General features: G+C 67.1%; 40 protein-coding genes. 37 read left to right on the top strand and 3 right to left on the bottom strand.

The window, feature by feature from the left end; all coding sequences use genetic code 11:
• Positions 1 to 212: 212 nt before the first annotated feature.
• The 3 genes from ACZ5DS_RS31670 to ACZ5DS_RS31660 form a co-directional block, all read right to left on the bottom strand.
• On the bottom strand, positions 213 to 812 hold the full coding sequence (locus ACZ5DS_RS31670) for a phage tail tube protein (protein WP_116148576.1): 600 nt from the start codon (positions 810 to 812) through the stop codon (positions 213 to 215).
• A 141-nt stretch (positions 813 to 953) separates the two neighbouring features.
• Complete coding sequence (locus ACZ5DS_RS31665; RefSeq protein ID WP_468245268.1) at positions 954 to 1,367, bottom strand: hypothetical protein; 414 nt, start codon at positions 1,365 to 1,367, stop codon at positions 954 to 956.
• A 439-nt stretch (positions 1,368 to 1,806) separates the two neighbouring features.
• Positions 1,807 to 2,298 carry a helix-turn-helix domain-containing protein gene (locus ACZ5DS_RS31660; RefSeq protein WP_468245266.1) on the bottom strand — a complete coding sequence of 164 codons (492 nt, stop codon included), beginning with the start codon at positions 2,296 to 2,298 and terminating at the stop codon, positions 1,807 to 1,809.
• Positions 2,299 to 2,518: 220 nt separating this feature from the next.
• Between ACZ5DS_RS31660 and ACZ5DS_RS31655 the strand changes: the two genes are divergently transcribed.
• The 37 genes from ACZ5DS_RS31655 (at position 2,519) to ACZ5DS_RS31475 (ending at position 26,350) form a co-directional block, all read left to right on the top strand.
• The gene (locus ACZ5DS_RS31655; RefSeq protein ID WP_468245263.1) at positions 2,519 to 2,896 is read left to right on the top strand and encodes a WhiB family transcriptional regulator; all 378 of its coding nucleotides are present in this window, start codon (positions 2,519 to 2,521) and stop codon (positions 2,894 to 2,896) included.
• Positions 2,889 to 3,584 carry a hypothetical protein gene (locus ACZ5DS_RS31650; protein WP_468245262.1) on the top strand — a complete coding sequence of 232 codons (696 nt, stop codon included), beginning with the start codon at positions 2,889 to 2,891 and terminating at the stop codon, positions 3,582 to 3,584. Before ACZ5DS_RS31655 ends, ACZ5DS_RS31650 begins: the two co-directional genes overlap by 8 nt.
• Positions 3,585 to 3,625: 41 nt before the next feature.
• Entirely contained in the window at positions 3,626 to 3,931 is a 306-nt protein-coding gene (locus ACZ5DS_RS31645) for a MerR family transcriptional regulator (RefSeq protein ID WP_468245261.1), read from the top strand.
• 453 nt (positions 3,932 to 4,384) lie between these two features.
• Positions 4,385 to 4,756 (top strand): 30S ribosomal protein S12, encoded by a 372-nt coding sequence (gene rpsL, locus ACZ5DS_RS31640; RefSeq protein ID WP_003948652.1) that lies wholly within the window; start codon positions 4,385 to 4,387, stop codon positions 4,754 to 4,756.
• Positions 4,757 to 4,758: 2 nt separating this feature from the next.
• On the top strand, positions 4,759 to 5,229 hold the full coding sequence (gene rpsG, locus ACZ5DS_RS31635) for a 30S ribosomal protein S7 (RefSeq protein WP_003992340.1): 471 nt from the start codon (positions 4,759 to 4,761) through the stop codon (positions 5,227 to 5,229).
• 39 nt (positions 5,230 to 5,268) lie between these two features.
• Complete coding sequence (fusA, locus tag ACZ5DS_RS31630; RefSeq protein WP_468245259.1) at positions 5,269 to 7,395, top strand: elongation factor G; 2,127 nt, start codon at positions 5,269 to 5,271, stop codon at positions 7,393 to 7,395.
• A gap of 155 nt (positions 7,396 to 7,550) precedes the next feature.
• A complete protein-coding gene (gene tuf, locus ACZ5DS_RS31625) occupies positions 7,551 to 8,744 on the top strand; it encodes an elongation factor Tu (protein ID WP_381655470.1) in 1,194 nt (397 codons plus the stop codon).
• Between the two features lie 413 nt (positions 8,745 to 9,157).
• Complete coding sequence (locus tag ACZ5DS_RS31620) at positions 9,158 to 9,667, top strand: hypothetical protein (RefSeq protein WP_468245258.1); 510 nt, start codon at positions 9,158 to 9,160, stop codon at positions 9,665 to 9,667.
• Between the two features lie 469 nt (positions 9,668 to 10,136).
• Positions 10,137 to 10,445, top strand: coding sequence for a 30S ribosomal protein S10 (gene rpsJ / locus ACZ5DS_RS31615; RefSeq protein ID WP_003948644.1), 309 nt, complete (start codon positions 10,137 to 10,139; stop codon positions 10,443 to 10,445).
• A 17-nt stretch (positions 10,446 to 10,462) separates the two neighbouring features.
• The gene (gene rplC / locus ACZ5DS_RS31610) at positions 10,463 to 11,107 is read left to right on the top strand and encodes a 50S ribosomal protein L3 (RefSeq protein WP_020135811.1); all 645 of its coding nucleotides are present in this window, start codon (positions 10,463 to 10,465) and stop codon (positions 11,105 to 11,107) included.
• 8 nt (positions 11,108 to 11,115) lie between these two features.
• Entirely contained in the window at positions 11,116 to 11,769 is a 654-nt protein-coding gene (gene rplD, locus ACZ5DS_RS31605) for a 50S ribosomal protein L4 (RefSeq protein WP_190018759.1), read from the top strand.
• A complete protein-coding gene (gene rplW / locus ACZ5DS_RS31600; RefSeq protein WP_132857209.1) occupies positions 11,769 to 12,188 on the top strand; it encodes a 50S ribosomal protein L23 in 420 nt (139 codons plus the stop codon). The genes rplD and rplW overlap by 1 nt, the downstream gene beginning before the upstream one ends.
• A gap of 40 nt (positions 12,189 to 12,228) precedes the next feature.
• On the top strand, positions 12,229 to 13,065 hold the full coding sequence (rplB, locus tag ACZ5DS_RS31595; RefSeq protein ID WP_468245256.1) for a 50S ribosomal protein L2: 837 nt from the start codon (positions 12,229 to 12,231) through the stop codon (positions 13,063 to 13,065).
• Positions 13,066 to 13,077: 12 nt separating this feature from the next.
• Positions 13,078 to 13,359: a 30S ribosomal protein S19 gene (gene rpsS / locus ACZ5DS_RS31590; protein ID WP_023547380.1), complete on the top strand. Its 282-nt coding sequence runs from the start codon at positions 13,078 to 13,080 to the stop codon at positions 13,357 to 13,359.
• A gap of 43 nt (positions 13,360 to 13,402) precedes the next feature.
• Positions 13,403 to 13,750: a 50S ribosomal protein L22 gene (gene rplV, locus ACZ5DS_RS31585; RefSeq protein WP_019329637.1), complete on the top strand. Its 348-nt coding sequence runs from the start codon at positions 13,403 to 13,405 to the stop codon at positions 13,748 to 13,750.
• Positions 13,750 to 14,568 carry a 30S ribosomal protein S3 gene (gene rpsC / locus ACZ5DS_RS31580; protein ID WP_055706471.1) on the top strand — a complete coding sequence of 273 codons (819 nt, stop codon included), beginning with the start codon at positions 13,750 to 13,752 and terminating at the stop codon, positions 14,566 to 14,568. Before rplV ends, rpsC begins: the two co-directional genes overlap by 1 nt.
• Before the next feature lie 5 nt (positions 14,569 to 14,573).
• The gene (gene rplP, locus ACZ5DS_RS31575) at positions 14,574 to 14,993 is read left to right on the top strand and encodes a 50S ribosomal protein L16 (RefSeq protein WP_007443989.1); all 420 of its coding nucleotides are present in this window, start codon (positions 14,574 to 14,576) and stop codon (positions 14,991 to 14,993) included.
• Complete coding sequence (gene rpmC / locus ACZ5DS_RS31570; protein ID WP_055632347.1) at positions 14,993 to 15,217, top strand: 50S ribosomal protein L29; 225 nt, start codon at positions 14,993 to 14,995, stop codon at positions 15,215 to 15,217. The genes rplP and rpmC overlap by 1 nt, the downstream gene beginning before the upstream one ends.
• Positions 15,217 to 15,501, top strand: coding sequence for a 30S ribosomal protein S17 (gene rpsQ / locus ACZ5DS_RS31565; RefSeq protein ID WP_018543912.1), 285 nt, complete (start codon positions 15,217 to 15,219; stop codon positions 15,499 to 15,501). Before rpmC ends, rpsQ begins: the two co-directional genes overlap by 1 nt.
• A gap of 101 nt (positions 15,502 to 15,602) precedes the next feature.
• Positions 15,603 to 15,971: a 50S ribosomal protein L14 gene (gene rplN / locus ACZ5DS_RS31560; RefSeq protein ID WP_003998823.1), complete on the top strand. Its 369-nt coding sequence runs from the start codon at positions 15,603 to 15,605 to the stop codon at positions 15,969 to 15,971.
• A 2-nt stretch (positions 15,972 to 15,973) separates the two neighbouring features.
• Positions 15,974 to 16,297 carry a 50S ribosomal protein L24 gene (gene rplX, locus ACZ5DS_RS31555; protein WP_351222634.1) on the top strand — a complete coding sequence of 108 codons (324 nt, stop codon included), beginning with the start codon at positions 15,974 to 15,976 and terminating at the stop codon, positions 16,295 to 16,297.
• Positions 16,297 to 16,854, top strand: a complete 558-nt coding sequence (rplE, locus tag ACZ5DS_RS31550) for a 50S ribosomal protein L5 (protein ID WP_389187601.1) — start codon at positions 16,297 to 16,299, stop codon at positions 16,852 to 16,854. The genes rplX and rplE overlap by 1 nt, the downstream gene beginning before the upstream one ends.
• 5 nt (positions 16,855 to 16,859) lie before the next feature.
• On the top strand, positions 16,860 to 17,045 hold the full coding sequence (locus ACZ5DS_RS31545) for a type Z 30S ribosomal protein S14 (RefSeq protein ID WP_003948630.1): 186 nt from the start codon (positions 16,860 to 16,862) through the stop codon (positions 17,043 to 17,045).
• A gap of 213 nt (positions 17,046 to 17,258) precedes the next feature.
• Entirely contained in the window at positions 17,259 to 17,657 is a 399-nt protein-coding gene (rpsH, locus tag ACZ5DS_RS31540; RefSeq protein ID WP_007494756.1) for a 30S ribosomal protein S8, read from the top strand.
• Between the two features lie 24 nt (positions 17,658 to 17,681).
• A complete protein-coding gene (rplF, locus tag ACZ5DS_RS31535; protein ID WP_061920715.1) occupies positions 17,682 to 18,221 on the top strand; it encodes a 50S ribosomal protein L6 in 540 nt (179 codons plus the stop codon).
• 3 nt (positions 18,222 to 18,224) lie between these two features.
• Positions 18,225 to 18,608, top strand: coding sequence for a 50S ribosomal protein L18 (gene rplR, locus ACZ5DS_RS31530; protein ID WP_030860987.1), 384 nt, complete (start codon positions 18,225 to 18,227; stop codon positions 18,606 to 18,608).
• A gap of 39 nt (positions 18,609 to 18,647) precedes the next feature.
• On the top strand, positions 18,648 to 19,253 hold the full coding sequence (gene rpsE / locus ACZ5DS_RS31525; RefSeq protein ID WP_015658456.1) for a 30S ribosomal protein S5: 606 nt from the start codon (positions 18,648 to 18,650) through the stop codon (positions 19,251 to 19,253).
• Positions 19,253 to 19,435 carry a 50S ribosomal protein L30 gene (gene rpmD, locus ACZ5DS_RS31520; RefSeq protein ID WP_003974250.1) on the top strand — a complete coding sequence of 61 codons (183 nt, stop codon included), beginning with the start codon at positions 19,253 to 19,255 and terminating at the stop codon, positions 19,433 to 19,435. Before rpsE ends, rpmD begins: the two co-directional genes overlap by 1 nt.
• A 2-nt stretch (positions 19,436 to 19,437) precedes the next feature.
• Positions 19,438 to 19,893, top strand: a complete 456-nt coding sequence (gene rplO, locus ACZ5DS_RS31515; protein WP_023547373.1) for a 50S ribosomal protein L15 — start codon at positions 19,438 to 19,440, stop codon at positions 19,891 to 19,893.
• A gap of 797 nt (positions 19,894 to 20,690) precedes the next feature.
• On the top strand, positions 20,691 to 22,004 hold the full coding sequence (secY, locus tag ACZ5DS_RS31510) for a preprotein translocase subunit SecY (protein WP_468245250.1): 1,314 nt from the start codon (positions 20,691 to 20,693) through the stop codon (positions 22,002 to 22,004).
• Complete coding sequence (locus ACZ5DS_RS31505; protein WP_468245248.1) at positions 22,004 to 22,669, top strand: adenylate kinase; 666 nt, start codon at positions 22,004 to 22,006, stop codon at positions 22,667 to 22,669. Before secY ends, ACZ5DS_RS31505 begins: the two co-directional genes overlap by 1 nt.
• Positions 22,670 to 22,770: 101 nt before the next feature.
• Complete coding sequence (gene map / locus ACZ5DS_RS31500; protein WP_468245309.1) at positions 22,771 to 23,607, top strand: type I methionyl aminopeptidase; 837 nt, start codon at positions 22,771 to 22,773, stop codon at positions 23,605 to 23,607.
• Between the two features lie 139 nt (positions 23,608 to 23,746).
• Positions 23,747 to 23,968: a translation initiation factor IF-1 gene (gene infA, locus ACZ5DS_RS31495; protein ID WP_003948620.1), complete on the top strand. Its 222-nt coding sequence runs from the start codon at positions 23,747 to 23,749 to the stop codon at positions 23,966 to 23,968.
• A 60-nt stretch (positions 23,969 to 24,028) separates the two neighbouring features.
• Positions 24,029 to 24,142 carry a 50S ribosomal protein L36 gene (gene rpmJ, locus ACZ5DS_RS31490; RefSeq protein ID WP_003998809.1) on the top strand — a complete coding sequence of 38 codons (114 nt, stop codon included), beginning with the start codon at positions 24,029 to 24,031 and terminating at the stop codon, positions 24,140 to 24,142.
• 187 nt (positions 24,143 to 24,329) lie between these two features.
• Positions 24,330 to 24,710, top strand: a complete 381-nt coding sequence (gene rpsM, locus ACZ5DS_RS31485) for a 30S ribosomal protein S13 (protein ID WP_031167100.1) — start codon at positions 24,330 to 24,332, stop codon at positions 24,708 to 24,710.
• A 65-nt stretch (positions 24,711 to 24,775) separates the two neighbouring features.
• Positions 24,776 to 25,180: a 30S ribosomal protein S11 gene (rpsK, locus tag ACZ5DS_RS31480; RefSeq protein ID WP_003956432.1), complete on the top strand. Its 405-nt coding sequence runs from the start codon at positions 24,776 to 24,778 to the stop codon at positions 25,178 to 25,180.
• A 147-nt stretch (positions 25,181 to 25,327) separates the two neighbouring features.
• Positions 25,328 to 26,350: a DNA-directed RNA polymerase subunit alpha gene (locus ACZ5DS_RS31475; protein ID WP_003966937.1), complete on the top strand. Its 1,023-nt coding sequence runs from the start codon at positions 25,328 to 25,330 to the stop codon at positions 26,348 to 26,350.
• Positions 26,351 to 26,457: the final 107 nt, after the last annotated feature.

The raw sequence follows: 26,457 nt of genomic DNA, 5'->3' as shown, positions 1-26,457 counted from the left end.
GGGCGTCCTGGTCAAGGACACCCACGGTTCCACGATCCGGCTGGCACCCCCGCTGACGATCACGGCCGAGGAGCTGCGCTCGGCGCTGGGCGCGCTGGAGAAGGTGCTCGGCCAGGCCGGCTGAGTCGGGGGGGGGGGGGGGGGGGGGGGGGGGGGGGGGCGGCCCCCCCCCCCCCCCCCCCCCCCCCCCCCGCCCCGGTGGACCGGCTGGATCAGCCGGCGGCGTACGCCGAGTCCTTCATGACGAAGGTGGCCAGCGGCGAGGTGTCGCCCGGGGACATCGCCGTGAAGGTGATGCCGAGCTGGGAGGCCGACTTGCGGGCCAGCTTGATGTCGTCCGCCGCCGTGACCTGGCCGCGCGGGATGCCGAAGCGGTAGGTCACGGCGGTGCCGTCGCTCGCCCGGACGTCGGTGAACTCCAGGCCGAGGGCACGCACGTCGGCGAACGGCCGGCCGGCGATGTCGTACTTGTAGACGCCGGTGGAACCGGTCACCGCGTCGACGGTTCCGCCACCCATGAAGAACGGCAGCGTGTCCTCGTTGAACTGCAGCAGCGAGAACTTCAGCGTCAGGTCGCGGTCCGAGTACACGAAGTGCACCGGGCTGACGGCCTGCCACACGTCGATCGGCTCCAGCTTGTCCTTCTTGCTGAAGGTGACGCCGTCACCGGTGGTGAAGCCGAGGTTCTTCCAGCTGGCCCAGTCGGTGGAGGTGTCGGTGGAGAAGGTCGTCGGGACCTTGGTGTCGGCGGTGGCCACGTAGAGGCGGCCTACGCCGGCGACGCGGATCTCGGACGAGTTGGTACCTGCCATGGTGGTGTTTCTCCTTGGAGTGAGGGTTGATCAGGGTGTTTGCCGCACCCGGTCGCTCCGGGTACGGAGAAGGCCCCGCCGGGTCGGCGGGGCCTTCGGTCTGTGGGGTGCCGCGGCCGTCGGTCGCCGTCCGGGTGCGCGTCAGTAGACGTCGAGGTACACCTTGTGGACGCTCACGTAGCGGTTTGCCGCGTGGTAGAGGTAGTCCGGCAGCCAGCGGGGGCCGTCCTGTTCCTCCACCTCGGTGATGAGATTGGTGCCGTAGCGGTTGCCGGCCGTGGCCAGCAGCGCGCGCCGGGCCGCGTTGGCCAGGACGTGCGCGGCCTGCTTGGTCGGGCCGTACACCTCCAGCTCGATGAGCGGCTGGTCGACGTGGAGTTCGCCGATCCAGGCGCCACCGCGCCGGTTGACGAGGACGGCGGCTGTCGTGCCGTTGAAGTCGGACGGCGGCTGGGCGGTGACGAGCGCCGTGGCGAGCGCGGGGTCCTGCTTCAGGATGTCGACGACCAGGGCCTCGACGTCGGGGAACGCGCTCGGTGGAGTGGGTGTGGTCATGCCGGGTCACCTCGTGGCTGCAGGGCGCGCGGGGCGCGGTGTGGGTGGCGGGCACGGGGCCCGGGACCCCGGCACCGGAAGCGGTGGACCGCCGGGCGGGCGCCGCGTGGGGGCGGTGGGGGAGGCGCGGCGCCTCGGCCCGGCGTGGGCGGGGAGCCGTTTCCGGCCTGCGGGCACAGCTCCGCCGCTGCACCAACTGTGACAGAGGAGCGTGCGCGCACGCAACTAAATTGGCGAAGAGTTGGCGAGGGGATGTTCTTCGGGGGTGTGAACAGGTGGTGCGATGGCGCCGTGAGCGCTGGGGTTTCAGGTGCTGCCGGGGCTTGTGCGAGCGATGTGGTCAAGGGCCCGGACATGCCGGTGCACCCGTGGGTTCACGGGTGCTCTTGGAGTCGGCGCGGCCGCGGGGGCGTCGGTCGCGGGAGATCGGGGTGGGGGATCAGAGGCTGACGTGCGCTGCGCCGGCGGCAGCTTCGGCCGGTGCCCGCGTCTCCTGTGGAGCCTGCGGCGCGGTCTCCGCCTCGTTCGGCAGGAACTGCTCCACGACCCTGACGAACATCTCGCGCCGGTCGGCGGGCACGCCCAGCAGCTCGGCGACCTCCTCCAGCGTGGGTCGGCGGCCGAACTCGACACCGGATGCGGGGGAGGTCAAGTGGTCGTGGGGGTCGGCCAGTTCCTCGGCGGTCAGCCGGCCGGAGCGGATGAGCATCTCGCGCACCGGGACGCCCAGAACCCGGGCCAGCCGGCGCGTGGTCTCGAGGTCCGGCATGCTCTGCCGCTGCAGCAGGCGGGTGACGGCGGCGCGATGCACCCCGGCCTCGTCCGCGATCCGTGACTTCCCGCCCCCTCGCGGGCTGTCGATGTCGTATCCGCGGTCGCGCATCAGGTCTTCGACCCACGCGGCGAACGCGTCCAGGTCCTGGCTGGTCATGTTGTGCTCGCTTCCCTTGGGAGGCCCCGAGTTTAGCTTGCTTGCGCGCGCGGTATTACGTGCTTTCGTGCAAGCACTGTGAAAAACGGGTGGAGCAGCACGGAAAACGGGCGAGGCCGGTGCCGTGGCAGTCCCGCGGGGCGAAAGTCTGTTGCGAGCGCGCACGCAATCTGTAAGCCTGGGCGGCGCTTGTGCCCCACCCGTCCCATCAGGAGGCCCCATGTCCGTCTCCGGCTCGTGCTCACCGCAACCCCCGCACGCCCCCGAGGCCGCCCGCCGCTTCGCCCCGATCGAACCCCCGGGCTGGCAGTCCGCCGCGGCCTGCGCCGGGCTGCCGCCCCGGGTCGTCTTCTCCAAGAAGGTCAAGGAGGCCGCCCCCGCGCTGCGGGCCTGCGGCGGCTGTGCGGTCCGCCGCCACTGCGAGGAGGCGGTCGCCCCGGCGGATAGCTGGTTCGACGGCGTCTGTGGCGGCCGCCTCTGGCGCTCCGGCCGCCCGGTCACCCTCCCGGCGAACCTCGTACCAGGGACCGGTGAACATCGCCTGGCCCCGGCTGCCGGCGAGAACCGCACCGCCCGCGACGGAGGCCGCGTTGCCTGACGAACGCCCGACCCGCCACGACCACTCCACCGCCGACGCCGCCCTCTGGATCGGCATGCTCCTCCAGCAGTTCCCGGAGCTGGCCACCGAGCTCGTGCCCGGCCGCACCGCACCGGCACACCGCCCCACCCCGCCCCCACCGCCCGCAGACCTCGCCCGGCGGTTGCGCGAGGAGCGCGAGGAGGCCCTGCTCCTCCAGCAGCGGCACGGCCTGGTCGCCCCCGGGCACAGCGCGGCACCGCTGCGCCTGCACATCTCCGACACCATCCGCGACATCAGCGACGGAGTGATCGAACTGGAGGAAGCCGTCCGCGACCGGCTCGGTCTGCCGCGCGCCCGCCGCGCCCCGGTGCCCGAGCGGCTGCGCCGGATCGCCGCCCTGCTCGACGCCGTGGCCGCCGACCCGGTTCTGGCCGCCCACGTCCGGGACGAGACGCGCCGCATGGCCCGCCGCTGCGCCCGCGCGCTCGGTGACACCGAGACCGTCGTACGGGTGTCCGGCCGCTGCCCCTGGTGCGACTCGGTCTCCCTGCGCGCCTTCCCCGACCGCGGTGCGGTGCTCTGCGTCAACCCCGCCTGCCGCTGCACGGACGCCCTGTGCGGCTGCCACGACGACCCGGCCTACCGGCACACCTGGGACGAGAACGAGTGGGAGCGTACGGCCACCCGGCGGGAGGAGGCGCGATGAGCGAATGCCCGACGAGTGGCGGCCGGCCGAGCGGGGAGCCGATGAGTGGACGCCCCGCCCGTGGAGACCGGGCGAACGGGGGCCCGGACCTGCCCACCCTGATCCCCGGCCCCCTCGCCGCCCACGAGGCCGGTGTCGCGCCGGCCACCATCCGCAAGTGGGTGCAGCTGGGCCACCTCAAAGCCGCCGGAAAGGCGGGCCGGGCGCAGCTCTTCCGCCTGGAGGATGTCTTCGCGGCCGAACGGGCGGCTCGCGGCACCGCCCGCCGGGCCCGCCGGGCGGCCGATGACCCCCAGGCGCCGTGTGGACCCTCGTTCCGGGGGAACCCCGACCCGGGGCTCGCGTAGCGGGCGTACTGTTCCGAGGCGCCGCCGCCGTCGTGCGGAACACCGTCGACTCGACCACGTCGGGCGGCTCACGACGGCGGCTGCGGGGAGACCGGAGGATGAGGGGACCGGAGGCTTGATCAACCCCTACGATTCGCGTGTCGACAGCTTCTGTGATAGAGAGGCGCGCCTGGCGAAATCCCAGTTCGGACCTGCCGCAGGCCACCCTGCCCCGGCCTCGTCGCTTTTGTTTTGACCGGAGTCTGTGCGGTAGGTACGCTCAGACCTTGTGCCTGGGGTGTGCCCTGGCTCTGGTGCGTGCCTTCAAACCGCGCCGCGAGCCGTCACCGGCCACCGTAATCTGCGCCCTTTCCGCCTCGCGGCAAAGGTCCTCCGGATTCGACACACCCGACCGCGTGGGTCGGAGACGTTCCAGGTTAGCTGTACCTATCGGCACACAGAATCGGAGAAGTAGTGCCTACGATCCAGCAGCTGGTCCGCAAGGGCCGGCAGGACAAGGTCGAGAAGAACAAGACGCCCGCACTCGAGGGTTCCCCTCAGCGTCGTGGTGTCTGCACGCGTGTGTTCACGACCACCCCGAAGAAGCCGAACTCGGCCCTGCGTAAGGTCGCGCGTGTGCGTCTGACCAGCGGGATCGAGGTCACGGCCTACATTCCGGGTGAGGGACACAACCTGCAGGAGCACTCCATCGTGCTCGTGCGCGGCGGCCGTGTGAAGGACCTGCCGGGTGTTCGCTACAAGATCATCCGCGGTTCGCTCGACACCCAGGGTGTCAAGAACCGCAAGCAGGCCCGCAGCCGCTACGGCGCCAAGAAGGAGAAGTAAGAATGCCTCGTAAGGGCCCCGCCCCGAAGCGCCCGGTCATCATCGACCCGGTCTACGGTTCTCCTCTGGTGACCTCCCTGATCAACAAGGTGCTGCTGAACGGCAAGCGCTCCACCGCCGAGCGCATCGTCTACGGCGCCATGGAGGGTCTGCGTGAGAAGACGGGCAACGACCCGATCATCACGCTGAAGCGCGCGCTGGAGAACATCAAGCCGACCCTCGAGGTCAAGTCCCGCCGTGTCGGTGGTGCGACGTACCAGGTTCCGATCGAGGTCAAGCCCGGTCGCGCCAACACCCTCGCGCTGCGCTGGCTCGTCGGTTACTCCCGCGCCCGTCGCGAGAAGACCATGACCGAGCGCCTGCTCAACGAGCTTCTCGACGCTTCGAACGGCCTCGGTGCGGCCGTCAAGAAGCGCGAGGACACGCACAAGATGGCCGAGTCCAACAAGGCCTTCGCGCACTACCGCTGGTAGTCGCTACCCACATCGAGACCGAGAGAAGACTGAAGCCTTATGGCTACCACTTCACTTGACCTGGCCAAGGTCCGCAACATCGGGATCATGGCCCACATCGACGCGGGCAAGACGACCACCACCGAGCGGATCCTGTTCTACACCGGTGTGTCTTACAAGATCGGTGAGGTCCACGACGGCGCTGCCACCATGGACTGGATGGAGCAGGAGCAGGAGCGTGGCATCACGATCACCTCTGCTGCCACCACCTGTCACTGGCCGCTGGAAGACGTCGACCACACCATCAACATCATCGACACGCCGGGCCACGTCGACTTCACCGTCGAGGTGGAGCGTTCCCTGCGTGTGCTCGACGGTGCCGTGACGGTGTTCGACGGCGTCGCCGGCGTTGAGCCCCAGTCCGAGACGGTGTGGCGTCAGGCGGACCGCTACGGCGTGCCGCGCATCTGCTTCGTCAACAAGCTCGACCGCACGGGCGCCGAGTTCCACCGCTGCGTGGACATGATCTCGGACCGCCTGGGCGCGCAGCCGATCGTCATGCAGCTCCCGATCGGTGCCGAGGCCGACTTCAAGGGCGTCGTGGACCTGGTCCGCATGAAGGCGCTCGTGTGGTCCGCCGAGGCCACCAAGGGCGAGATGTACGACGTCGTCGACATCCCGGACACGCACACCGAGGCTGCCGAGGAGTACCGCGGCAAGCTGCTCGAGGCCGTGGCCGAGAACGACGAAGAGATCATGGAGCTGTACCTGGAGGGCACCGAGCCCACCGAGGAGCAGCTGTACGCCGCGGTCCGTCGTATCACCATCGCGTCCGGCAAGGGCACCGGCACCACCGTGACCCCGGTGTTCTGCGGTACCGCGTTCAAGAACAAGGGTGTCCAGCCCCTGCTCGACGCGGTCGTGCGCTACCTGCCGTCCCCGGTCGACATCGAGGCCATCGAGGGCCACGACGTCAAGGACCCCGAGGTCGTCGTCAAGCGCAAGCCGTCCGACGACGAGCCGCTGTCGGCGCTGGCGTTCAAGATCATGAGCGACCCGCACCTCGGCAAGCTCACCTTCGTCCGGGTTTACTCGGGCCGCCTGGAGTCCGGCTCTTCGGTGCTGAACTCCGTCAAGGGCAAGAAGGAGCGCATCGGCAAGATCTACCGCATGCACGCCAACAAGCGTGAGGAGATCGAGTCGGTGGGCGCCGGCGACATCGTCGCCGTCATGGGCCTGAAGCAGACCACCACTGGTGAGACGCTGGCCGACGACAAGAACCCGGTCATCCTGGAGTCCATGGACTTCCCGGCGCCGGTCATCCAGGTCGCCATCGAGCCCAAGTCGAAGGGCGACCAGGAGAAGCTGGGCGTCGCGATCCAGCGCCTGGCCGAGGAGGACCCGTCCTTCCAGGTCCACTCGGACGAGGAGACCGGCCAGACCATCATCGGTGGTATGGGCGAGCTGCACCTCGAGGTGCTGGTCGACCGTATGCGCCGTGAGTTCAAGGTCGAGGCCAACGTCGGCAAGCCGCAGGTCGCGTACCGCGAGACGATCCGCAAGGCCGTCGAGCGCGTCGACTACACCCACAAGAAGCAGACCGGTGGTACCGGTCAGTTCGCGAAGGTGCAGATCGGCATCGAGCCGCTCGAGGGTGGCGACACCTCGTACGAGTTCGTGAACAAGGTGACCGGTGGCCGTATCCCGAAGGAGTACATCCCTTCGGTCGACGCCGGTGCGCAGGAGGCCATGCAGTTCGGCATCCTCGCCGGTTACGAGATGACCGGTGTCCGCGTGATCCTGCACGACGGTGCCTACCACGAGGTCGACTCCTCCGAGCTCGCCTTCAAGATCGCCGGTTCGCAGGCCTTCAAGGAGGCCGCGCGCAAGGCTTCGCCCGTGCTCCTCGAGCCGATGATGGCCGTCGAGGTCACCACGCCCGAGGACTACATGGGTGAGGTCATCGGCGACATCAACTCCCGCCGTGGCCAGATCCAGGCCATGGAGGAGCGGGCTGGTGCCCGCGTCGTCAAGGGCCTCGTGCCCCTGTCGGAGATGTTCGGCTACGTCGGCGACCTCCGCAGCAAGACGTCGGGTCGCGCAAGCTACTCGATGCAGTTCGACTCCTACGCCGAGGTTCCGCGGAACGTCGCCGAGGAGATCATCGCGAAGGCCAAGGGCGAGTAACGCACCGCGTTCACACGCTTTAGGCTTGACTCCGGAGCCTCAAGGGGCAAACACCCACAATCCTGGATGTTTGCCCCGGGTTCCGGGCTTTCCAGCAAAGATCACCTGGCGCCGATGAAGTAAGGCGTACAGAACCACTCCACAGGAGGACCCCAGTGGCGAAGGCGAAGTTCGAGCGGACTAAGCCGCACGTCAACATCGGCACCATCGGTCACATTGACCACGGTAAGACGACCCTCACGGCCGCCATTACCAAGGTGCTGCACGACGCGTACCCGGACCTGAACGAGGCCACCCCGTTCGACAACATCGACAAGGCTCCTGAGGAGCGTCAGCGCGGTATCACCATCTCCATCGCGCACGTCGAGTACCAGACCGAGGCGCGTCACTACGCCCACGTCGACTGCCCGGGTCACGCGGACTACATCAAGAACATGATCACCGGTGCCGCCCAGATGGACGGCGCGATCCTGGTGGTCGCCGCCACCGACGGCCCGATGCCGCAGACCAAGGAGCACGTGCTCCTGGCCCGCCAGGTCGGCGTTCCGTACATCGTCGTCGCCCTGAACAAGGCCGACATGGTGGACGACGAGGAGATCCTGGAGCTCGTCGAGCTCGAGGTCCGTGAGCTCCTCTCCGAGTACGAGTTCCCGGGCGACGACCTGCCGGTCGTCAAGGTCTCCGCGCTCAAGGCCCTCGAGGGCGACCCGGAGTACGTCCAGACCGTCCTCGACCTGATGAAGGCCGTCGACGAGTCCATCCCGGAGCCCGAGCGTGACGTCGACAAGCCGTTCCTGATGCCGATCGAGGACGTCTTCACGATCACCGGTCGTGGCACCGTCGTCACCGGTCGTATCGAGCGTGGTGTCCTCAAGGTCAACGAGACCGTCGACATCATCGGCATCAAGACCGAGAAGACCACCACCACGGTCACCGGCATCGAGATGTTCCGCAAGCTGCTCGACGAGGGCCAGGCCGGTGAGAACGTCGGTCTGCTGCTCCGTGGCATCAAGCGCGAGGACGTCGAGCGCGGCCAGGTCATCATCAAGCCGGGCTCGGTCACCCCGCACACCGAGTTCGAGGCGCAGGCCTACATCCTCTCCAAGGACGAGGGTGGCCGCCACACGCCGTTCTTCAACAACTACCGTCCGCAGTTCTACTTCCGTACGACGGACGTGACCGGCGTCGTGACCCTCCCCGAGGGCACCGAGATGGTCATGCCGGGTGACAACACCGAGATGTCGGTGCAGCTCATCCAGCCCATCGCCATGGAAGAGGGCCTGAAGTTCGCCATCCGTGAGGGTGGCCGGACCGTGGGCGCCGGCCAGGTCACCAAGATCACCAAGTGATCTTGAGCTGATCCGGCCCGGGTCTTCGACCTGGTAGCTGTCGGAGGGGCCCGCACGACTTCGGTCGTGCGGGCCCCTTCGCGTTGTCCGCGGGCGGTGGTGCGGCCGGTGACGAACGCCGCGCGGAACGCCGCCCGCGAGCCGCTGAGCAACTTCCTGACCGGGATCGACACTGCCCACCACGGGGCGGTGTTCCACGGTTCTGGGCCACAGTTACGGCACCGGGCCAGGTCCCGGGTCCCGGGTGCCGAGTGCCCGGGTGAGGAAGCGTGGGGCGCGCCGAAGCGCAGGTACGGCGTGGGGGACGCGGTGCGTGGGGGGGGGGGGCATCGCGCGCTTCCGAGGTCGTCGAGGTCGTCGCAGCGAGCACGTCGGCTGCGCCGGCTCCTCGAAGAGGCGGATACCGTGCCATCATGAGCCGCAGCTACCGATACGTCGGCCCGGCCGACGTGGCAGCCGCCGTACGGCCGGGGACCGGCGGGCAGACCATCCGCTCCGTGGCCGACCTCGACGCCTGGATCGTGCGGCGTCCTGCGGTCGAGGCGGCCGAGCCCTTCACCTTCGTGATCGGCGTGGACGGCCTGCTGCGCCTGGCCCCGCGTCGCAGTGAGCATGTGGCCTGCGCCAGGGGAGAGGCGGTGCTGAGCGCCGGAGAGATCGGGTTCACCAGGCCGGGCGGCGGGCGCTGGGCCGTCAGCGACGTGAGCAATCAGTCGACCGGCTACTGCCCCGACGGCGGCTCTTGGCCTGCCGTCGCCCGTGCCCTCGACCAGCTCGGCCTCCGGCGCCCGGACGGCTTCACCCACGAAGTGGTCTTCCGGCGCTGCCCTTGCTGCCAGGAGCACAACATCGTGCGTGAGGACGACTTCGTGTGCGTCTTCTGCGGCGGCGAACTGCCCGCCGAGTGGAACGTCGATCCGTAGGGCGCCCACCAGCGAGGTCGTCGCTCTGCATGGTCGTCGACACGAATCCGGTCCGGGGTTTGCTCTAAGTCACCCCGGGGGTATCCTCTCCGCCCCGATTGGCCAGCCCCCCGCCCGATATGGCAGACTGTCGGAGTTGCTCGGTCGAGTGTTGATGCTGCGCGCCTCCCGCCGGGAGGACCGGAAGCGAGTCCCACAGTACTCGTCGTCCTAACTGCCACCACGGCAGCACTGGGGCGGACGTACGGGAATCTTCCGGGAAGTGTGGTGCGGCACCGGCCAGGCACCCGGTGGGCCTTCCGTCCCCGGCTTGCGGTTCCGGAAGGGCCGTGTGCATTCCCCGCAGGGATGTTCGAACAAGGGGCATCTGTGTCAGCGGGAGCGCGACACGCCCGACCGCGTGGGTCGGAGAACGGGGCGAGGAACACCGGGTTCCAGAGCGTTGAAGAGACAGGACTACTGAGTAGCCATGGCGGGACAGAAGATCCGCATCCGGCTCAAGGCCTACGACCACGAGGTCATCGACTCCTCGGCGAAGAAGATCGTCGAGACGGTGACCCGCACTGGTGCGTCGGTCGCGGGCCCGGTGCCGCTGCCCACTGAGAAGAACGTGTACTGCGTCATCAAGTCGCCGCACAAGTACAAGGACTCGCGCGAGCACTTCGAGATGCGCACGCACAAGCGCCTGATCGACATTCTCGACCCCACCCCCAAGACCGTTGACTCTCTGATGCGACTCGACCTCCCGGCCGGCGTCGACATCGAGATCAAGCTCTGAGGGTCGGTGAGCTGAGAATGGCTAAGCAGATCAAGGGCATCCTGGGCGAGAAGCTCGGCATGACGCAGGTGTGGGACGAGAACAACCGCGTTGTTCCGGTCACCGTCGTCAAGGCCGGCCCCAACGTCGTCACCCAGGTCCGTACGAACGATGTCGACGGCTACGAGTCCGTCCAGATCGCCTTCGGCGAGATCGACCCGCGCAAGGTGAACAAGCCCCTCAAGGGCCACTTCGCCAAGGCCGACGTCACTCCCCGCCGCCACCTCGTCGAGATCCGTACCGCTGACGCCAGCGAGTACACCCTCGGCCAGGAGATCACCGCCGAGGTGTTCGAGGCCGGCATCAAGGTCGACGTGACCGGCAAGAGCAAGGGCAAGGGCTTCGCCGGTGTCATGAAGCGTCACAACTTCAAGGGCCTCGGCGCCGGACACGGCACCCAGCGCAAGCACCGCTCCCCCGGTTCCATCGGTGGCTGCGCCACCCCGGGCCGCGTGTTCAAGGGCCTCCGCATGGCGGGTCGCATGGGCAACGAGCGGGTCACCACCCAGAACCTGACCGTCCACGCCGTTGACGCGGAGAAGGGTCTGCTGCTCATCAAGGGCGCGGTTCCCGGTCCGAACGGCGGCCTCGTCCTGGTCCGCACCGCGGCCAAGGGGGCCTGAGGTAACCGATGAGCACTGTTGACATCCTTTCGCCGGCGGGCGACAAGGCCGGTTCCGTCGAGCTCCCCGCGGAGATCTTCGACGCCAAGGTCAGCGTTCCGCTGATCCACCAGGTCGTCGTCGCGCAGCTGGCCGCTGCCCGTCAGGGCACGCACAAGACGAAGACCCGTGGCGAGGTCCGTGGTGGTGGCAAGAAGCCTTACCGCCAGAAGGGCACCGGTCGTGCGCGTCAGGGTTCGACCCGCGCGCCGCAGTTCGCCGGTGGTGGCGTCGTGCACGGTCCCGTGCCGCGTGACTACTCGCAGCGCACCCCCAAGAAGATGAAGGCCGCCGCCCTGCGCGGTGCCCTCACCGACCGGGCGCGTCACAACCGCATCCACGTCGTCTCCGGCGTGGTCGAGGGGGCGAACCCGTCCACCAAGGCCGCGAAGAGCCTGTTCGGCAAGATCAGCGAGCGCAAGAACCTGCTCCTGGTCGTCGAGCGTGCCGACGAGGCCGCGTGGCTGTCCGCCCGCAACCTGCCCCAGGTCCACATCCTGGAGCCGGGCCAGCTGAACACGTACGACGTTCTCGTCTCGGACGACGTGGTCTTCACCCAGGCCGCTTTCGAGTCCTTCGTGTCTGGCCCCAAGGCCGCTGACACCGAAGGGAGCGAGGCCTGATGGCTACGCGTCACCCGAGCATTGCCTCGAAGGCCGCCAAGGCCGCCAAGGCCGCGCGCCTCGCCAAGGCGAAGCGCCACGCCACCGAGGGCAAGAACACCGTCGAGACCCCGCTGAGCAAGTCGTACACGGACCCCCGTGACGTCCTGCTGAAGCCGGTCGTCTCCGAGAAGAGCTACGCGCTCCTCGACGAGAACAAGTACACGTTCATCGTCGACCCGAACGCCAACAAGACCCAGATCAAGCAGGCCGTCCAGGCGGTCTTCTCGGTCAAGGTCACCGGGGTCAACACGATCAACCGCCAGGGCAAGCGCAAGCGCACGAAGACCGGCTTCGGTCAGCGTGCCGGCAGCAAGCGCGCGATCGTGACCCTCGCCGAGGGCGACCGTATCGACATCTTCGGCGGTCCGACCGCCTAAGGGCGGTCCGGATCGTCCGATATCGGACGAGGACTGAGAAATGGGAATCCGCAAGTACAAGCCGACTACGCCGGGCCGTCGTGGCGCCAGCGTCGCCGACTTCGTCGAGGTCACGCGGTCCACGCCGGAGAAGTCGCTGGTCCGCCCCCTGCACAGCAAGGGCGGCCGTAACAACGCCGGTCGTGTGACCGTTCGCCACCAGGGTGGCGGACACAAGCGCGCCTACCGTGTGATCGACTTCCGTCGTCACGACAAGGACGGCGTGCCGGCGAAGGTCGCGCACATCGAGTACGACCCCAACCGCACCGCGCGCATCGCGCTGCTGCACTACGCCGACGGCGAGAAGCGCTACATCCTCGCCCCGCGCAACCTGCAGCAGGGTGACCGCATCGAGAACGGTCCCGGGGCCGACATCAAGCCGGGCAACAACCTGGCCCTCCGCAACATCCCGGTCGGTACCACGATCCACGCGATCGAGCTCCGTCCCGGTGGCGGTGCCAAGTTCGCCCGCTCCGCCGGTGCCTCCGTGCAGCTGCTCGCGAAGGAGGGCGCCTACGCCCACCTGCGCATGCCGTCCGGCGAGGTCCGCCTGGTCGACGTCCGCTGCCGCGCCACCATCGGTGAGGTCGGCAACGCCGAGCAGAGCAACATCAACTGGGGTAAGGCCGGCCGTAAGCGGTGGCTGGGCGTTCGCCCGACCGTCCGTGGTGTCGTCATGAACCCGGTTGACCACCCGCACGGTGGTGGTGAGGGCCGGACCTCCGGTGGTCGCCACCCTGTGTCCCCGTGGGGCAAGAAGGAAGGCCGTACTCGTTCGCCCAAGAAGGCGTCGAACAAGTACATCGTCCGCCGCCGCAAGACGAACAAGAAGCGCTAAGGACGGGTTGAGATGCCTCGTAGCCTGAAGAAGGGGCCCTTCGTCGACGACCACCTGATCAAGAAGGTGGACGCCCAGAACGAAGCCGGCACCAAGAACGTCATCAAGACCTGGTCCCGCCGCTCGATGATCGTCCCGGCCATGCTGGGCCACACGCTCGCGGTGCACAACGGCAAGACCCACATCCCGGTGTTCGTCACCGAGTCGATGGTCGGCCACAAGCTCGGCGAGTTCTCGCCGACGCGCACCTTCCGGGGTCACGTCAAGGAAGACCGGAAGTCGAAGCGCCGCTAGTAGCGGATCGCATTCAGACACGTAAGTAACTGAAGGGACAACCATGGAAGCCAGGGCCCAGGCGCGGTACATCCGCGTCACGCCCATGAAGGCCCGCCGCGTGGTGGACCTCATCCGTGGCATGGACGCCACGGAGGCCCAGGCCGTCCTGCGATTCGCTCCGCAGGCCGCCTCCGTGCCGGTCGGCAAGGTGCTCGACAGCGCCATCGCCAACGCCGCGCACAACTACGACCACACCGACGCCGACAGCCTCTACATCTCCGAGGCCTACGTCGACGAGGGCCCGACCCTGAAGCGGTTCCGTCCGCGTGCCCAGGGCCGTGCCTACCGGATCCGCAAGCGGACCAGCCACATCACCGTGGTCGTCAGCAGCAAGGAAGGAACCCGGTAATGGGCCAGAAGGTTAACCCGCATGGGTTCCGGCTCGGTGTCACCACGGACTTCAAGTCCCGGTGGTACGCCGACAAGCTGTACAAGGACTACGTCAAGGAAGACGTCGCCATCCGTCGGATGATGACGTCCGGCATGGAGCGCGCCGGTATCTCGAAGGTTGAGATCGAGCGCACCCGTGACCGCGTGCGGGTGGACATCCACACCGCTCGTCCGGGCATCGTCATCGGCCGCCGTGGCGCCGAGGCCGACCGCATCCGCGGTGACCTCGAGAAGCTCACGGGCAAGCAGGTCCAGCTGAACATCCTCGAGGTCAAGAACCCCGAGACCGACGCTCAGCTGGTTGCTCAGGCCGTTGCCGAGCAGCTCTCCTCCCGTGTCTCCTTCCGTCGGGCCATGCGTAAGAGCATGCAGTCCGCCATGAAGGCCGGCGCCAAGGGCATCAAGATCCAGTGCGGTGGCCGCCTCGGCGGCGCCGAGATGTCCCGCTCGGAGTTCTACCGCGAGGGCCGTGTGCCCCTGCACACGCTCCGCGCGAACGTGGACTACGGCTTCTTCGAGGCCAAGACGACCTTCGGCCGCATCGGTGTGAAGGTCTGGATCTACAAGGGCGACGTCAAGAACATCGCCGAGGTCCGCGCCGAGAACGCTGCGGCCCGTGCGGGTAACCGCCCGGCCCGTGGTGGTGCCGACCGCCCGGCCCGTGGTGGCCGCGGTGGCGAGCGGCGCGGTCGCAAGCCGCAGCAGGCTGCCGGCGCCGAGGCCCCCAAGGCCGAGGCCCCCGCCGCTCCGGCTGAGAGCACCGGAACGGAGGCCTGACCGACATGCTGATCCCCCGTAGGGTCAAGCACCGCAAGCAGCACCACCCGAAGCGCCGTGGTATGGCCAAGGGCGGTACGACGGTTGCGTTCGGCGAGTACGGCATCCAGGCCCTCACGCCGGCGTACGTGACCAACCGCCAGATCGAGGCGGCTCGTATCGCGATGACCCGCCACATCAAGCGTGGCGGCAAGGTCTGGATCAACATCTACCCGGACCGTCCGCTGACCAAGAAGCCTGCCGAGACCCGCATGGGTTCCGGTAAGGGTTCGCCGGAGTGGTGGATCGCGAACGTTCACCCGGGCCGGGTGATGTTCGAGCTGTCCTACCCGAACGAGAAGATTGCGCGTGAGGCTCTCACTCGTGCGGCCCACAAGCTGCCGATGAAGTGCCGGATCGTCAAGCGCGAGGCAGGTGAAGCGTGATGTCGGTCGGTACCAAGGCGTCCGAGCTGCGCGAGCTGGGCAACGAGGAGCTTCTGGGCAAGCTCCGCGAGGCCAAGGAAGAGCTGTTCAACCTCCGCTTCCAGGCGGCGACGGGCCAGCTCGAGAACCACGGCCGTCTGAAGGCGGTCCGCAAGGACATCGCGCGGATCTACACCCTGATGCGCGAGCGTGAGCTGGGCATCGAAACGGTGGAGAACGCCTGATGAGCGAGAAGAACGTGACTGAGAACGCAGAGGCGCGCGGTTTCCGCAAGACCCGTGAGGGTCTCGTCGTCAGCGACAAGATGGACAAGACCGTCGTCGTCGCCGTCGAGGACCGCGTGAAGCACGCGCTGTACGGCAAGGTCATCCGCCGTACGAACAAGCTCAAGGCACACGACGAGCAGAACGCTGCGGGTGTCGGCGACCGCGTCCTCCTCATGGAGACCCGGCCGCTGTCCGCGACGAAGCGCTGGCGCGTCGTCGAGATCCTCGAGAAGGCCAAGTAATTTCCTGCGGGGCTAACCTCGCAGGTCAGTTCCGCCAGGCTCGGCAGGGGCGCTCGTACTGAGGCCCCTGCCGGGAACCGGCAGACAAACAGGAGATAGACGTGATCCAGCAGGAGTCGCGACTGCGCGTCGCCGACAACACTGGTGCGAAGGAAATCCTTTGCATCCGTGTGCTCGGTGGCTCCGGTCGCCGCTACGCGGGCATCGGTGACGTCATCGTCGCCACCGTCAAGGACGCGATCCCCGGTGGCAACGTGAAGAAGGGTGACGTCGTCAAGGCGGTCATCGTTCGCACCGTCAAGGAGCGCCGCCGTCCGGACGGCTCGTACATCCGCTTCGACGAGAACGCCGCTGTCATTCTGAAGAACGACGGCGACCCTCGCGGCACCCGCATCTTCGGCCCGGTCGGCCGTGAGCTGCGCGAGAAGAAGTTCATGAAGATCATCTCGCTCGCGCCGGAGGTGCTGTAAGCATGAAGATCAAGAAGGGCGACCTGGTCCAGGTCATCACCGGTAAGGACAAGGGCAAGCAGGGCAAGGTCATTGCCGCTTACCCGCGCGAGGAGCGCGTCCTGGTCGAGGGTGTCAACCGGGTCAAGAAGCACACCAAGGCCGGCCCGACCGCCAGCGGTTCCCAGGCCGGCGGCATCGTGACCACCGAGGCCCCGATCCACGTTTCCAACGTTCAGCTGGTCGTGGAGAAGGACGGCAACAAGGTCGTCACGCGTGTCGGTTACCGCTTCGACGAAGAGGGCAACAAGATCCGCGTTGCCAAGCGGACGGGTGAGGACATCTGATGGCTACCACCACCACTCCGCGTCTGAAGCAGAAGTACCGCGAGGAGATCGCGGGCAAGCTGCGTGACGAGTTCAAGTACGAGAACGTCATGCAGATCCCCGGCCTCGTCAAGATCGTGGTCAACATGGGTGTGGGCGACGCCGCCCGCGACTCCAAGCTGATCGAGGGCGCCATCCGCGACCTTTCCACGATCACCGGCCAGAAGCCGCAGGTCACCAAGGCCCGCAAGTCCATCGCGCAGTTCAAGCTGCGTGAGGGCCAGCCGATCGGTGCCCACGTCACGCTCCGTGGCGACCGCATGTGGGAGTTCCTGGACCGCACCCTGTCGCTCGCGCTGCCGCGCATCCGCGACTTCCGTGGTCTGTCCCCCAAGCAGTTCGACGGCCGTGGCAACTACACCTTCGGTCTCACCGAGCAGGTCATGTTCCACGAGATCGACCAGGACAAGATCGACCGCGTCCGGGGTATGGACATCACCGTGGTGACCACGGCGACCAACGACGCTGAGGGCCGCGCGCTCCTTCGTCACCTCGGCTTCCCCTTCAAGGAGGCGTGAGCGAGATGGCGAAGAAGGCTCTGATCGCGAAGGCTGCTCGCAAGCCCAAGTTCGGCGTGCGTGGCTACACGCGCTGCCAGCGCTGCGGCCGTCCCCACTCCGTGTACCGCAAGTTCGGCCTGTGCCGCGTGTGCCTTCGTGAGATGGCTCACCGTGGCGAGCTGCCGGGCGTGACCAAGAGCTCCTGGTAATCCCCGCTTTTTAGGGATTCCTGAAGCTCTCGGTAAGCATCTGGGTCGGCAGGGGCCCTTCTCCGCATGCCGTAGGCTTGTGGGGTTGGGCGTCTGCCGCGCCCGTACGACTTACTACGCCGTAGGTCCACCGCGCCGCACCCGCCCCGTCTCGGATCGGGGAGAGGGATGGTGCACCAGGAAACCCCGGCGAGAGAGGCCGAAGGCCAATTCATGACCATGACTGATCCGATCGCAGACATGCTTACGCGTCTGCGGAACGCGAACTCGGCATACCACGACTCCGTGACGATGCCGGCATCGAAGATCAAGTCGCACATCGCGGAGATCCTCCAGCAGGAGGGCTTCATCACGGGCTGGAAGATCGAGGACGCCGAGGTCGGCAAGAACCTCGTTCTCGAGCTGAAGTTCGGCCCGAACCGTGAGCGCTCCATCGCGGGCATCAAGCGGATCTCCAAGCCCGGTCTCCGGGTGTACGCGAAGTCCACCAACCTGCCGAAGGTGCTCGGCGGCCTCGGCGTGGCGATCATCTCCACGTCCCACGGGCTCCTCACCGACAAGCAGGCCGGCAAGAAGGGCGTGGGTGGGGAAGTCCTCGCCTACGTCTGGTAGCAGAAGGGAACGGAGGAAACAGCTATGTCGCGTATTGGCAAGCTCCCCATCACGGTTCCCGCCGGCGTGGACGTCACCATCGACGGCCGTACGGTCTCGGTCAAGGGCCCCAAGGGCGAACTGACCCACACCGTCGTGGCACCGATCGAGATCGTCAAGGGTGAGGACGGCGTTCTGAACGTCACCCGCCCGAACGACGAGCGTCAGAACAAGGCCCTGCACGGCCTGTCCCGCACGCTGGTGGCGAACATGATCACCGGCGTGACCCAGGGTTACGTGAAGAAGCTCGAGATCAGCGGTGTCGGTTACCGCGTCACGGCCAAGGGCTCGAACCTCGAGTTCGCGCTCGGCTACAGCCACCCGATCGTCGTCGAGGCGCCCGAGGGCATCACCTTCAAGGTGGAGACCCCGACCCGCTTCCAGGTCGAGGGCATCGACAAGCAGAAGGTCGGCGAGGTTGCGGCCAACATCCGCAAGCTGCGCAAGCCTGACCCGTACAAGGCCAAGGGCGTCAAGTACGAGGGCGAAGTCATCCGCCGCAAGGTCGGAAAGGCGGGTAAGTAAGCCATGGCATACGGGCAGAAGATCCTCAAGGGCGACGCCTACAAGCGCGCCGCGATCAAGCGCCGTCACATCCGGATCCGCAAGCGGATCGCCGGTACGGCGGAGCGTCCCCGTCTGGTCGTGACCCGCTCCAACCGCCACATCGTGGCGCAGGTGATCGACGACCTCAAGGGCCACACCCTGGCGTCCGCGTCCACCCTGGACGCGTCCGTGCGCGGTGGCGAGGGCGACAAGTCCGCGCAGGCCAAGCAGGTCGGCGCCCTGGTCGCCGAGCGTGCCAAGGCCGCCGGTGTCGAGGCTGTCGTGTTCGACCGTGGTGGCAACCAGTACGCCGGGCGCATCGCCGCCCTGGCGGACGCCGCCCGCGAAGCCGGGCTCAAGTTCTGAGCCTGCCGTAGCTAGCGGAAACAGAGAGAGGTAATTCCAATGGCTGGACCCCAGCGCCGCGGTGGCGGTGCCGGTGGCGGCGAGCGGCGGGACCGGAAGGGCCGTGACGGCGGCGCTGCTGCCGCCGAGAAGACCGCGTACGTTGAGCGCGTTGTCGCGATCAACCGCGTCGCCAAGGTTGTGAAGGGTGGTCGTCGCTTCAGCTTCACCGCGCTGGTCGTGGTGGGCGACGGTGACGGCACCGTGGGTGTCGGTTACGGCAAGGCCAAGGAGGTGCCGGCCGCCATCGCCAAGGGCGTTGAGGAGGCCAAGAAGCACTTCTTCAAGGTCCCCCGTATCCAGGGCACCATCCCGCACCCGATCCAGGGTGAGAAGGCTGCCGGCGTCGTGCTGCTCAAGCCCGCGTCCCCCGGTACCGGTGTTATCGCCGGTGGTCCGGTGCGTGCCGTGCTCGAGTGCGCCGGTATCCACGACATCCTGTCGAAGTCGCTCGGCTCCGACAACGCGATCAACATCGTGCACGCGACCGTGGAGGCCCTGAAGGGTCTGCAGCGTCCCGAGGAGGTCGCGGCCCGCCGTGGTCTGCCGCTCGAGGACGTCGCTCCCGCGGCTCTGCTGCGTGCGCGTGCGGGGGCGGGTGCGTGATGGCTCAGCTCAAGATCACGCAGGTCAAGTCCTACATCGGCAGCAAGCAGAACCACCGCGACACCCTGCGCTCCCTTGGTCTCAAGGGCATCAACACGCAGGTCGTCAAGGAGGACCGCCCCGAGTTCCGCGGCATGGTGCACACCGTCCGCCACCTCGTGACGGTCGAGGAGGTCGACTGATCATGGCGGAGCAGAACCCGCTGAAGATCCACAACCTCCGTCCCGCCCCGGGCGCCAAGACCGCCAAGACCCGTGTCGGTCGTGGTGAGGCGTCGAAGGGTAAGACGGCCGGTCGTGGTACCAAGGGCACGAAGGCCCGCTACCAGGTTCCGGAGCGCTTCGAGGGTGGCCAGATGCCGCTGCACATGCGCCTCCCGAAGCTGAAGGGCTTCAAGAACCCGTTCAAGACCGAGTTCCAGGTCGTGAACCTCGACAAGCTGGCCGCGCTGTACCCCGAGGGTGGCGAGGTCACCGTCGAGGGCCTGGTGGCCAAGGGTGCCGTTCGCAAGAACAGCCTCGTCAAGGTCCTCGGCCAGGGCGAGATCTCCGTGGCGCTGCAGGTGACGGTCGACGCCGTCTCCGGCTCCGCCAAGGAGAAGATCACCGCCGCCGGCGGTACGGTCACCGAGCTCGTCTGAGCTAGTTCTTAATTGCAAGTAGAGCCGCTCCCGCGTTACCGCGGGGGCGGCTCTACTTATTCATGTGGACAGTCTTTCTGCAGCGAAGTCAGAGTCGTCGACGGCTTTGCTGTCAGACCACCGACTGTCATTCGCCGCCGCCTGCGGAGAGGCGTATTGAAGCCCTTCTGGCCCGCGCTGAGTGCGCGTAGCACGCCCTTTCCTGTCGAGCAGGTGACCAGCGCTGCAGCGAGCGCACGAGTGCTTATGCTGTGCTGAGTGAAATTCTTCATTCCGCTTTCGGCTGCCCAATAAGACGGCTGAGTGCCGGCCCTGAAGGACCGTCACTCAGGTCAACAGTCGAAATTCATGCCCTTGGCGATGCGGGTGATCAGCGGCGGGCGGGTTCGGGGAATGCTCCGCGGATTTGGACGCCAACCTTGTTGCATGTGTCAACGCGGGCAGCGCACCCGTGGCCGCTGCCGCCGTGGCGGGGATGGCGGCCGCCGTGGAGCACTTCACACCCACACGAGCTTCCCGTGGCAGGATGCGCCGCGTTCGATCCGGGGTCCTGCGAGGTGCCCGTGCAGGGAGGGGAGTAGTTTTCAGACATACAGTCGAAAATGTGCGGAAGTGTGGGTCTCGTCACCCCGCTGCTGACGGGCCGTCGGTCGGCGTTCCGGCTGGGCCCTGATATAGGTAGGCTGTGGCGACTGGCATCCAGCGCTGTCTTGGCATGCCGTAACCTCGTTCCACAGGTCATTAACCCGAAATTAGTCGTCACCTCACGCGCATACGCGGGGGTCGCAGGAGGCACCGTGCTCACCGCGTTCGCCCGGGCGTTCAGGACGCCCGACCTGCGCAAGAAGCTGCTGTTCACGCTGGCCATCATCGTGGTGTACCGGGTCGGCACCCACATCCCGATCCCGGGCGTCAACTACAAGAACGTCCAGCAGTGTGTCCGTGAGGCCTCCGGTAACCAGGGTCTCTTCGGGCTGGTCAACATGTTCAGCGGTGGTGCGCTGCTTCAGATCACGATCTTCGCGCTCGGGATCATGCCGTACATCACGGCCAGCATCATCCTGCAGCTGTTGACGGTAGTGATTCCGCGCCTGGAAGCGCTCAAGAAGGAGGGACAGGCCGGTACTGCCAAGATCACGCAGTACACCCGCTACCTCACCGTGGCGCTGGCCATCCTTCAGGGCACCGGCCTGGTGGCCACCGCCCGCAGTGGTGCTCTGTTCAGCACCTGTTCGGTGGCGAGCCAGATCGTCCCCGACCAGGCGATCTTCACCACCATCACCATGGTCATCTGCATGACCGCCGGTACGGCCGTCGTCATGTGGCTCGGTGAGCTGATCACCGACCGCGGCATCGGCAACGGCATGTCGATCCTGATGTTCATCTCGATCGCCGCGACCTTCCCGTCCGCGCTGTGGGCCATCAAGAAGCAGGGCACCCTGGCCGGCGGCTGGATCGAGTTCGGCACGGTCATCCTGGTCGGCCTGGTCATGGTCGCGCTCGTGGTCTTCGTCGAGCAGGCCCAGCGCCGCATCCCGGTGCAGTACGCGAAGCGCATGATCGGCCGGCGTTCCTACGGCGGTACGTCCACATACATCCCGCTCAAGGTGAACCAGGCGGGTGTGATTCCCGTCATCTTCGCCTCGTCGCTGCTCTACATTCCGGCGTTGGTCGCGCAGTTCGCGGGGAGCAAATCGGGCTGGGCCATCTGGGTCAAGGACAACCTGACCAAGGGCGATCACCCGATTTACATCACTTCGTACTTCTTGCTCATCGTTTTCTTCGCGTTCTTCTACGTGGCGATCTCCTTCAACCCCGAGGAAGTCGCCGACAACATGAAGAAGTATGGTGGCTTCATCCCGGGCATCCGGGCTGGCCGACCGACCGCTGAGTACCTGAGCTACGTGCTCAACCGGATCACCTGGCCGGGTTCGCTGTATCTGGGTCTGATCGCTCTCGTGCCGACGATGGCGTTGGTTGGGTTTGGGGCAAACCAGAACTTCCCGTTCGGCGGGACCAGCATCCTGATCATCGTGGGTGTGGGTCTCGAGACGGTGAAGCAGATCGAGAGCCAGCTCCAGCAGCGCAATTACGAAGGGTTCCTCCGCTGATGCGTATCGTCCTCGTCGGGCCGCCGGGTGCCGGTAAGGGAACGCAAGCCGTCCGGCTCGCAGAGAAGCTGGCCATCCCGCACATCTCCACGGGCGACCTGTTCCGGGCCAACATCAGCCAGCAGACCGAGCTGGGCAAGCTCGCGAAGTCCTACATGGACGCCGGCAACCTCGTACCCGACGAGGTGACCATCGCGATGGCCAAGGACCGCATGGAGCAGCCGGACGCGGAGAGCGGCTTCCTGCTGGACGGCTTCCCGCGCAACGTGTCGCAGGCCGAGGCGCTGGACCAGCTGCTGGAGACCGAGAGCATCAAGCTCGACGCCGTCCTGGACCTGGAGGTCCCGGAGGAGGAGGTCGTCAAGCGGATCGCCGGCCGGCGTATCTGCCGCAACGACTCCTCCCACGTCTTCCACGTGACGTACAGCCGCCCGAAGCAGGACGGCGTGTGCGACGTCTGCGGCGGTGAGCTGTACCAGCGCGACGACGACTCCGAGGAGACCGTCCGCAAGCGGCTGGAGGTCTACCACACGCAGACCGAGCCGATCATCGACTACTACAAGGCGCAGGGGCTGGTCGTGACGATCTCCTCCCTGGGCCCGGTGGACGAGATCACGCAGCGGGCCCTGGAGGCCCTGAAGCGCGAGAAGGCCGAGAACAAGTAGATCGCGGTCCTTCCGGCCGCGGCACCCTCCCCGGGGCGCCGCGGCCGTAGTGTTGTGTAGGTAACCCAGTCGACGTGAGTGACGGAGAGCGCAGGCCACCCATGGTGCAGATCAAGACCCCCGAGCAGATCGCCAAGATGCGTGCGGCGGGCCTGGTCGTAGCCGCCATCCACGCGGCCACACGCGAAGCCGCGGTCCCCGGCGCCACCACCAAGGACCTGGACGAGGTCGCCCGGAAGGTCCTCGCCGAGCACGGCGCCAAGTCGAACTTCCTCGGCTACGGCGGCTTCCCGGCCACCATCTGCACCTCCGTGAACGACGTGGTCGTCCACGGCATCCCCTCCGACGACGTCGTCCTCAAGGACGGCGACATCATCTCCATCGACTGCGGCGCGATCGTCGACGGCTGGCACGGGGACGCGGCCTACACCGCCTTCGTCGGCTCCGGCCACGCCCCGGAGCTGGTCGAGCTCTCCCGGGTGACCGAGGAGTCGATGTGGGCCGGCATCGCGGCCATGAAGCAGGGCAACCGGCTGGTCGACATCTCCCGGGCCGTCGAGACGTACATCCGCCGCCAGCCCAAGCCCGGCGGCGGCCGCTACGGCATCATCGAGGACTACGGCGGCCACGGCATCGGCACCGAGATGCACATGGACCCGCACCTGCTGAACTACGTCGACCGCCGCCGCGGCAAGGGCCCCAAGCTGGTCCCCGGCTTCTGCCTCGCGATCGAGCCGATGGTCTCCCTCGGCACCCCGAAGACCGAGGTCCTCCAGGACGACTGGACGGTCATCACGACGGACGGCACCTGGTCGTCCCACTGGGAGCACTCGGTCGCCCTCACGGAGAAGGGCCCGCTGGTGCTGACGGCTCCGGACGGCGGCAGGGCGAAGCTGGCGGAGTACGGCATCACGGCTGCCCCCGACCCCCTTGCATGAGGATCATCTGCATGGGGCAGACTTCCTCGATTCGTGTTTCCGGGTGCGCTGACGTAGACTGACTCGTCGGCTCTCGTGTACCCGCATGTCCGCATGCCCCCCGAGAGTCGATCAAGGTAGTCGATTCGAAGGGCGAAGCGTGGCCAAGAAGCAAGGTGCCATCGAGATCGAGGGCACTGTCGTCGAGTCTCTGCCGAACGCCATGTTCAAGGTCGAGCTCCAGAACGGCCACCAGGTCCTGGCACACATCAGCGGCAAGATGCGCATGCACTACATCCGCATCCTCCCTGACGACCGGGTCGTGGTGGAGCTGTCTCCGTACGACCTGACGCGTGGCCGGATCGTCTACCGGTACAAGTAGATCTTGCCCGCGCCCCGGGCCCGCCCGGAGCGATGGCACTGACCCGGAGAACCTCACCCAATGAAGGTCAAGCCGAGCGTCAAGAAGATCTGCGACAAGTGCAGGGTGATCCGCCGTCACGGTCGGGTCATGGTCATCTGCGAGAACCCGCGCCACAAGCAGCGCCAGGGCTGACGCACGACCGATCCCTCTGCATCCATCGCAGAGATTCGCGCGACGCAAGCTGAATTGTTCATACGCAGGACCCGAGCCAACCAGCTCGACACCCCCGGTTCGGAGGCCGGGGACCCGGTTCGTACCTAGTACGGCGGCCGGGATCCGGTTCTGCGGAAGACCTCCGAAGATCACCAGGAGCCATTGAATGGCACGCGTTTCCGGTGTTGACATCCCGCGCGAAAAGCGCGTGGAGGTCGCTCTCACCTACGTGTTCGGCATCGGCCGAACTCTCTCCCAGCAGACGCTGGCCGAGACCGGCATCGACCCGAACACCCGCGTCCGCGACCTGACCGAAGAGCAGCTGGTCGCCATTCGCGAGTACGTCGACAACAACATCAAGACCGAGGGTGACCTCCGTCGCGAGATCCAGGCCGACATCCGCCGCAAGGTCGAGATCGGTTGCTACCAGGGTCTGCGTCACCGTCGCGGTCTGCCCGTCCGCGGTCAGCGCACCAGCACCAACGCCCGCACCCGCAAGGGCCCGCGTCGCGCCATCGCCGGCAAGAAGAAGCCGGGCAAGAAGTAGTCCGCAGCGGACACCTGTCCACGGTCTTCGCTGTAGGACCGACCACCTCCCGTAGGAGTTAGTAGATGCCCCCCAAGGGACGTCAGGGCGCTGCCAAGAAGGTGCGCCGCAAGGAAAAGAAGAACGTCGCTCACGGCCACGCGCACATCAAGAGCACGTTCAACAACACGATCGTCTCCATCACGGACCCGTCCGGCAACGTGATCTCCTGGGCCTCCGCCGGCCACGTCGGCTTCAAGGGCTCCCGGAAGTCCACGCCGTTCGCCGCGCAGATGGCCGCCGAGTCGGCTGCCCGCCGCGCCCAGGAGCACGGCATGCGCAAGGTCGACGTGTTCGTCAAGGGCCCGGGCTCCGGTCGTGAGACCGCGATCCGCTCCCTGCAGGCCACGGGCCTCGAGGTCGGCTCCATCCAGGACGTCACCCCGACCCCGCACAACGGCTGCCGTCCGCCGAAGCGTCGTCGCGTCTGACGCACGGTTGCTTTCAGGATTCGGGCGGTACGGCTCCGTAAAAGGGCCGTACCGCCCGTACCCTTGCAGTACCCGTCCCTTTTGCCTGGGGCGGTTCCGTCGGGCGTCAAATAGCGGGCGTCCACGAAAGAAGGATCTGATCCACACATGCTGATCGCTCAGCGTCCCTCGTTGACCGAAGAGGTCGTCGACGAGTTCCGCTCCCGGTTCGTGATCGAGCCGCTGGAGCCGGGCTTCGGCTACACCCTCGGCAACTCCCTCCGCCGTACCCTCCTGTCCTCGATCCCGGGTGCCGCTGTCACCAGCATCCGCATCGACGGCGTCCTGCACGAGTTCACCACCGTGCCGGGCGTCAAGGAGGACGTCACCGACCTGATCCTCAACATCAAGCAGCTGGTCGTCTCCTCGGAGCACGACGAGCCGGTCGTGATGTACCTGCGCAAGCAGGGCCCGGGTCTGGTCACCGCCGCCGACATCGCGCCCCCGGCCGGTGTCGAGGTGCACAACCCCGACCTGGTCCTCGCCACGCTCAACGGCAAGGGCAAGCTGGAGATGGAGCTGACCGTCGAGCGCGGTCGCGGCTACGTCTCCGCCGTGCAGAACAAGCAGGTGGGCCAGGAGATCGGCCGTATCCCGGTCGACTCCATCTACAGCCCCGTGCTGAAGGTCACGTACAAGGTCGAGGCCACGCGTGTCGAGCAGCGCACCGACTTCGACAAGCTGATCGTCGACGTCGAGACGAAGCAGGCCATGCGTCCCCGTGACGCCATGGCGTCGGCCGGTAAGACCCTGGTCGAGCTGTTCGGTCTCGCCCGCGAGCTGAACATCGACGCCGAGGGCATCGACATGGGCCCGTCCCCCACGGACGCCGCCCTGGCCGCCGACCTCGCGCTGCCGATCGAGGAGCTGGAGCTCACCGTCCGCTCCTACAACTGCCTCAAGCGTGAGGGCATCCACTCCGTGGGTGAGCTCGTCGCCCGCTCCGAGGCCGACCTCCTGGACATCCGCAACTTCGGTGCGAAGTCCATCGACGAGGTCAAGGCGAAGCTGGCCGGCATGGGCCTGGCCCTCAAGGACAGCCCGCCCGGATTCGACCCGACCGCCGCTGCCGACGCCTTCGGCGCCGACGACGACGCGGACGCGGGTTTCGTGGAGACCGAGCAGTACTGATCTCCACCGCCTCCGGGGTCCGCGTCAGCGGACCCCGGATCTCCGACAGGCAAACCCGCCTGCTCGGATACTGACCCCGGTACCTGACACGGCCGGGGCAGACACAC

It is taken from the genome of Streptomyces sp. NPDC031100 (assembly GCF_055570785.1).
This window is presented reverse-complemented; position numbering and strand designations above follow the sequence as displayed.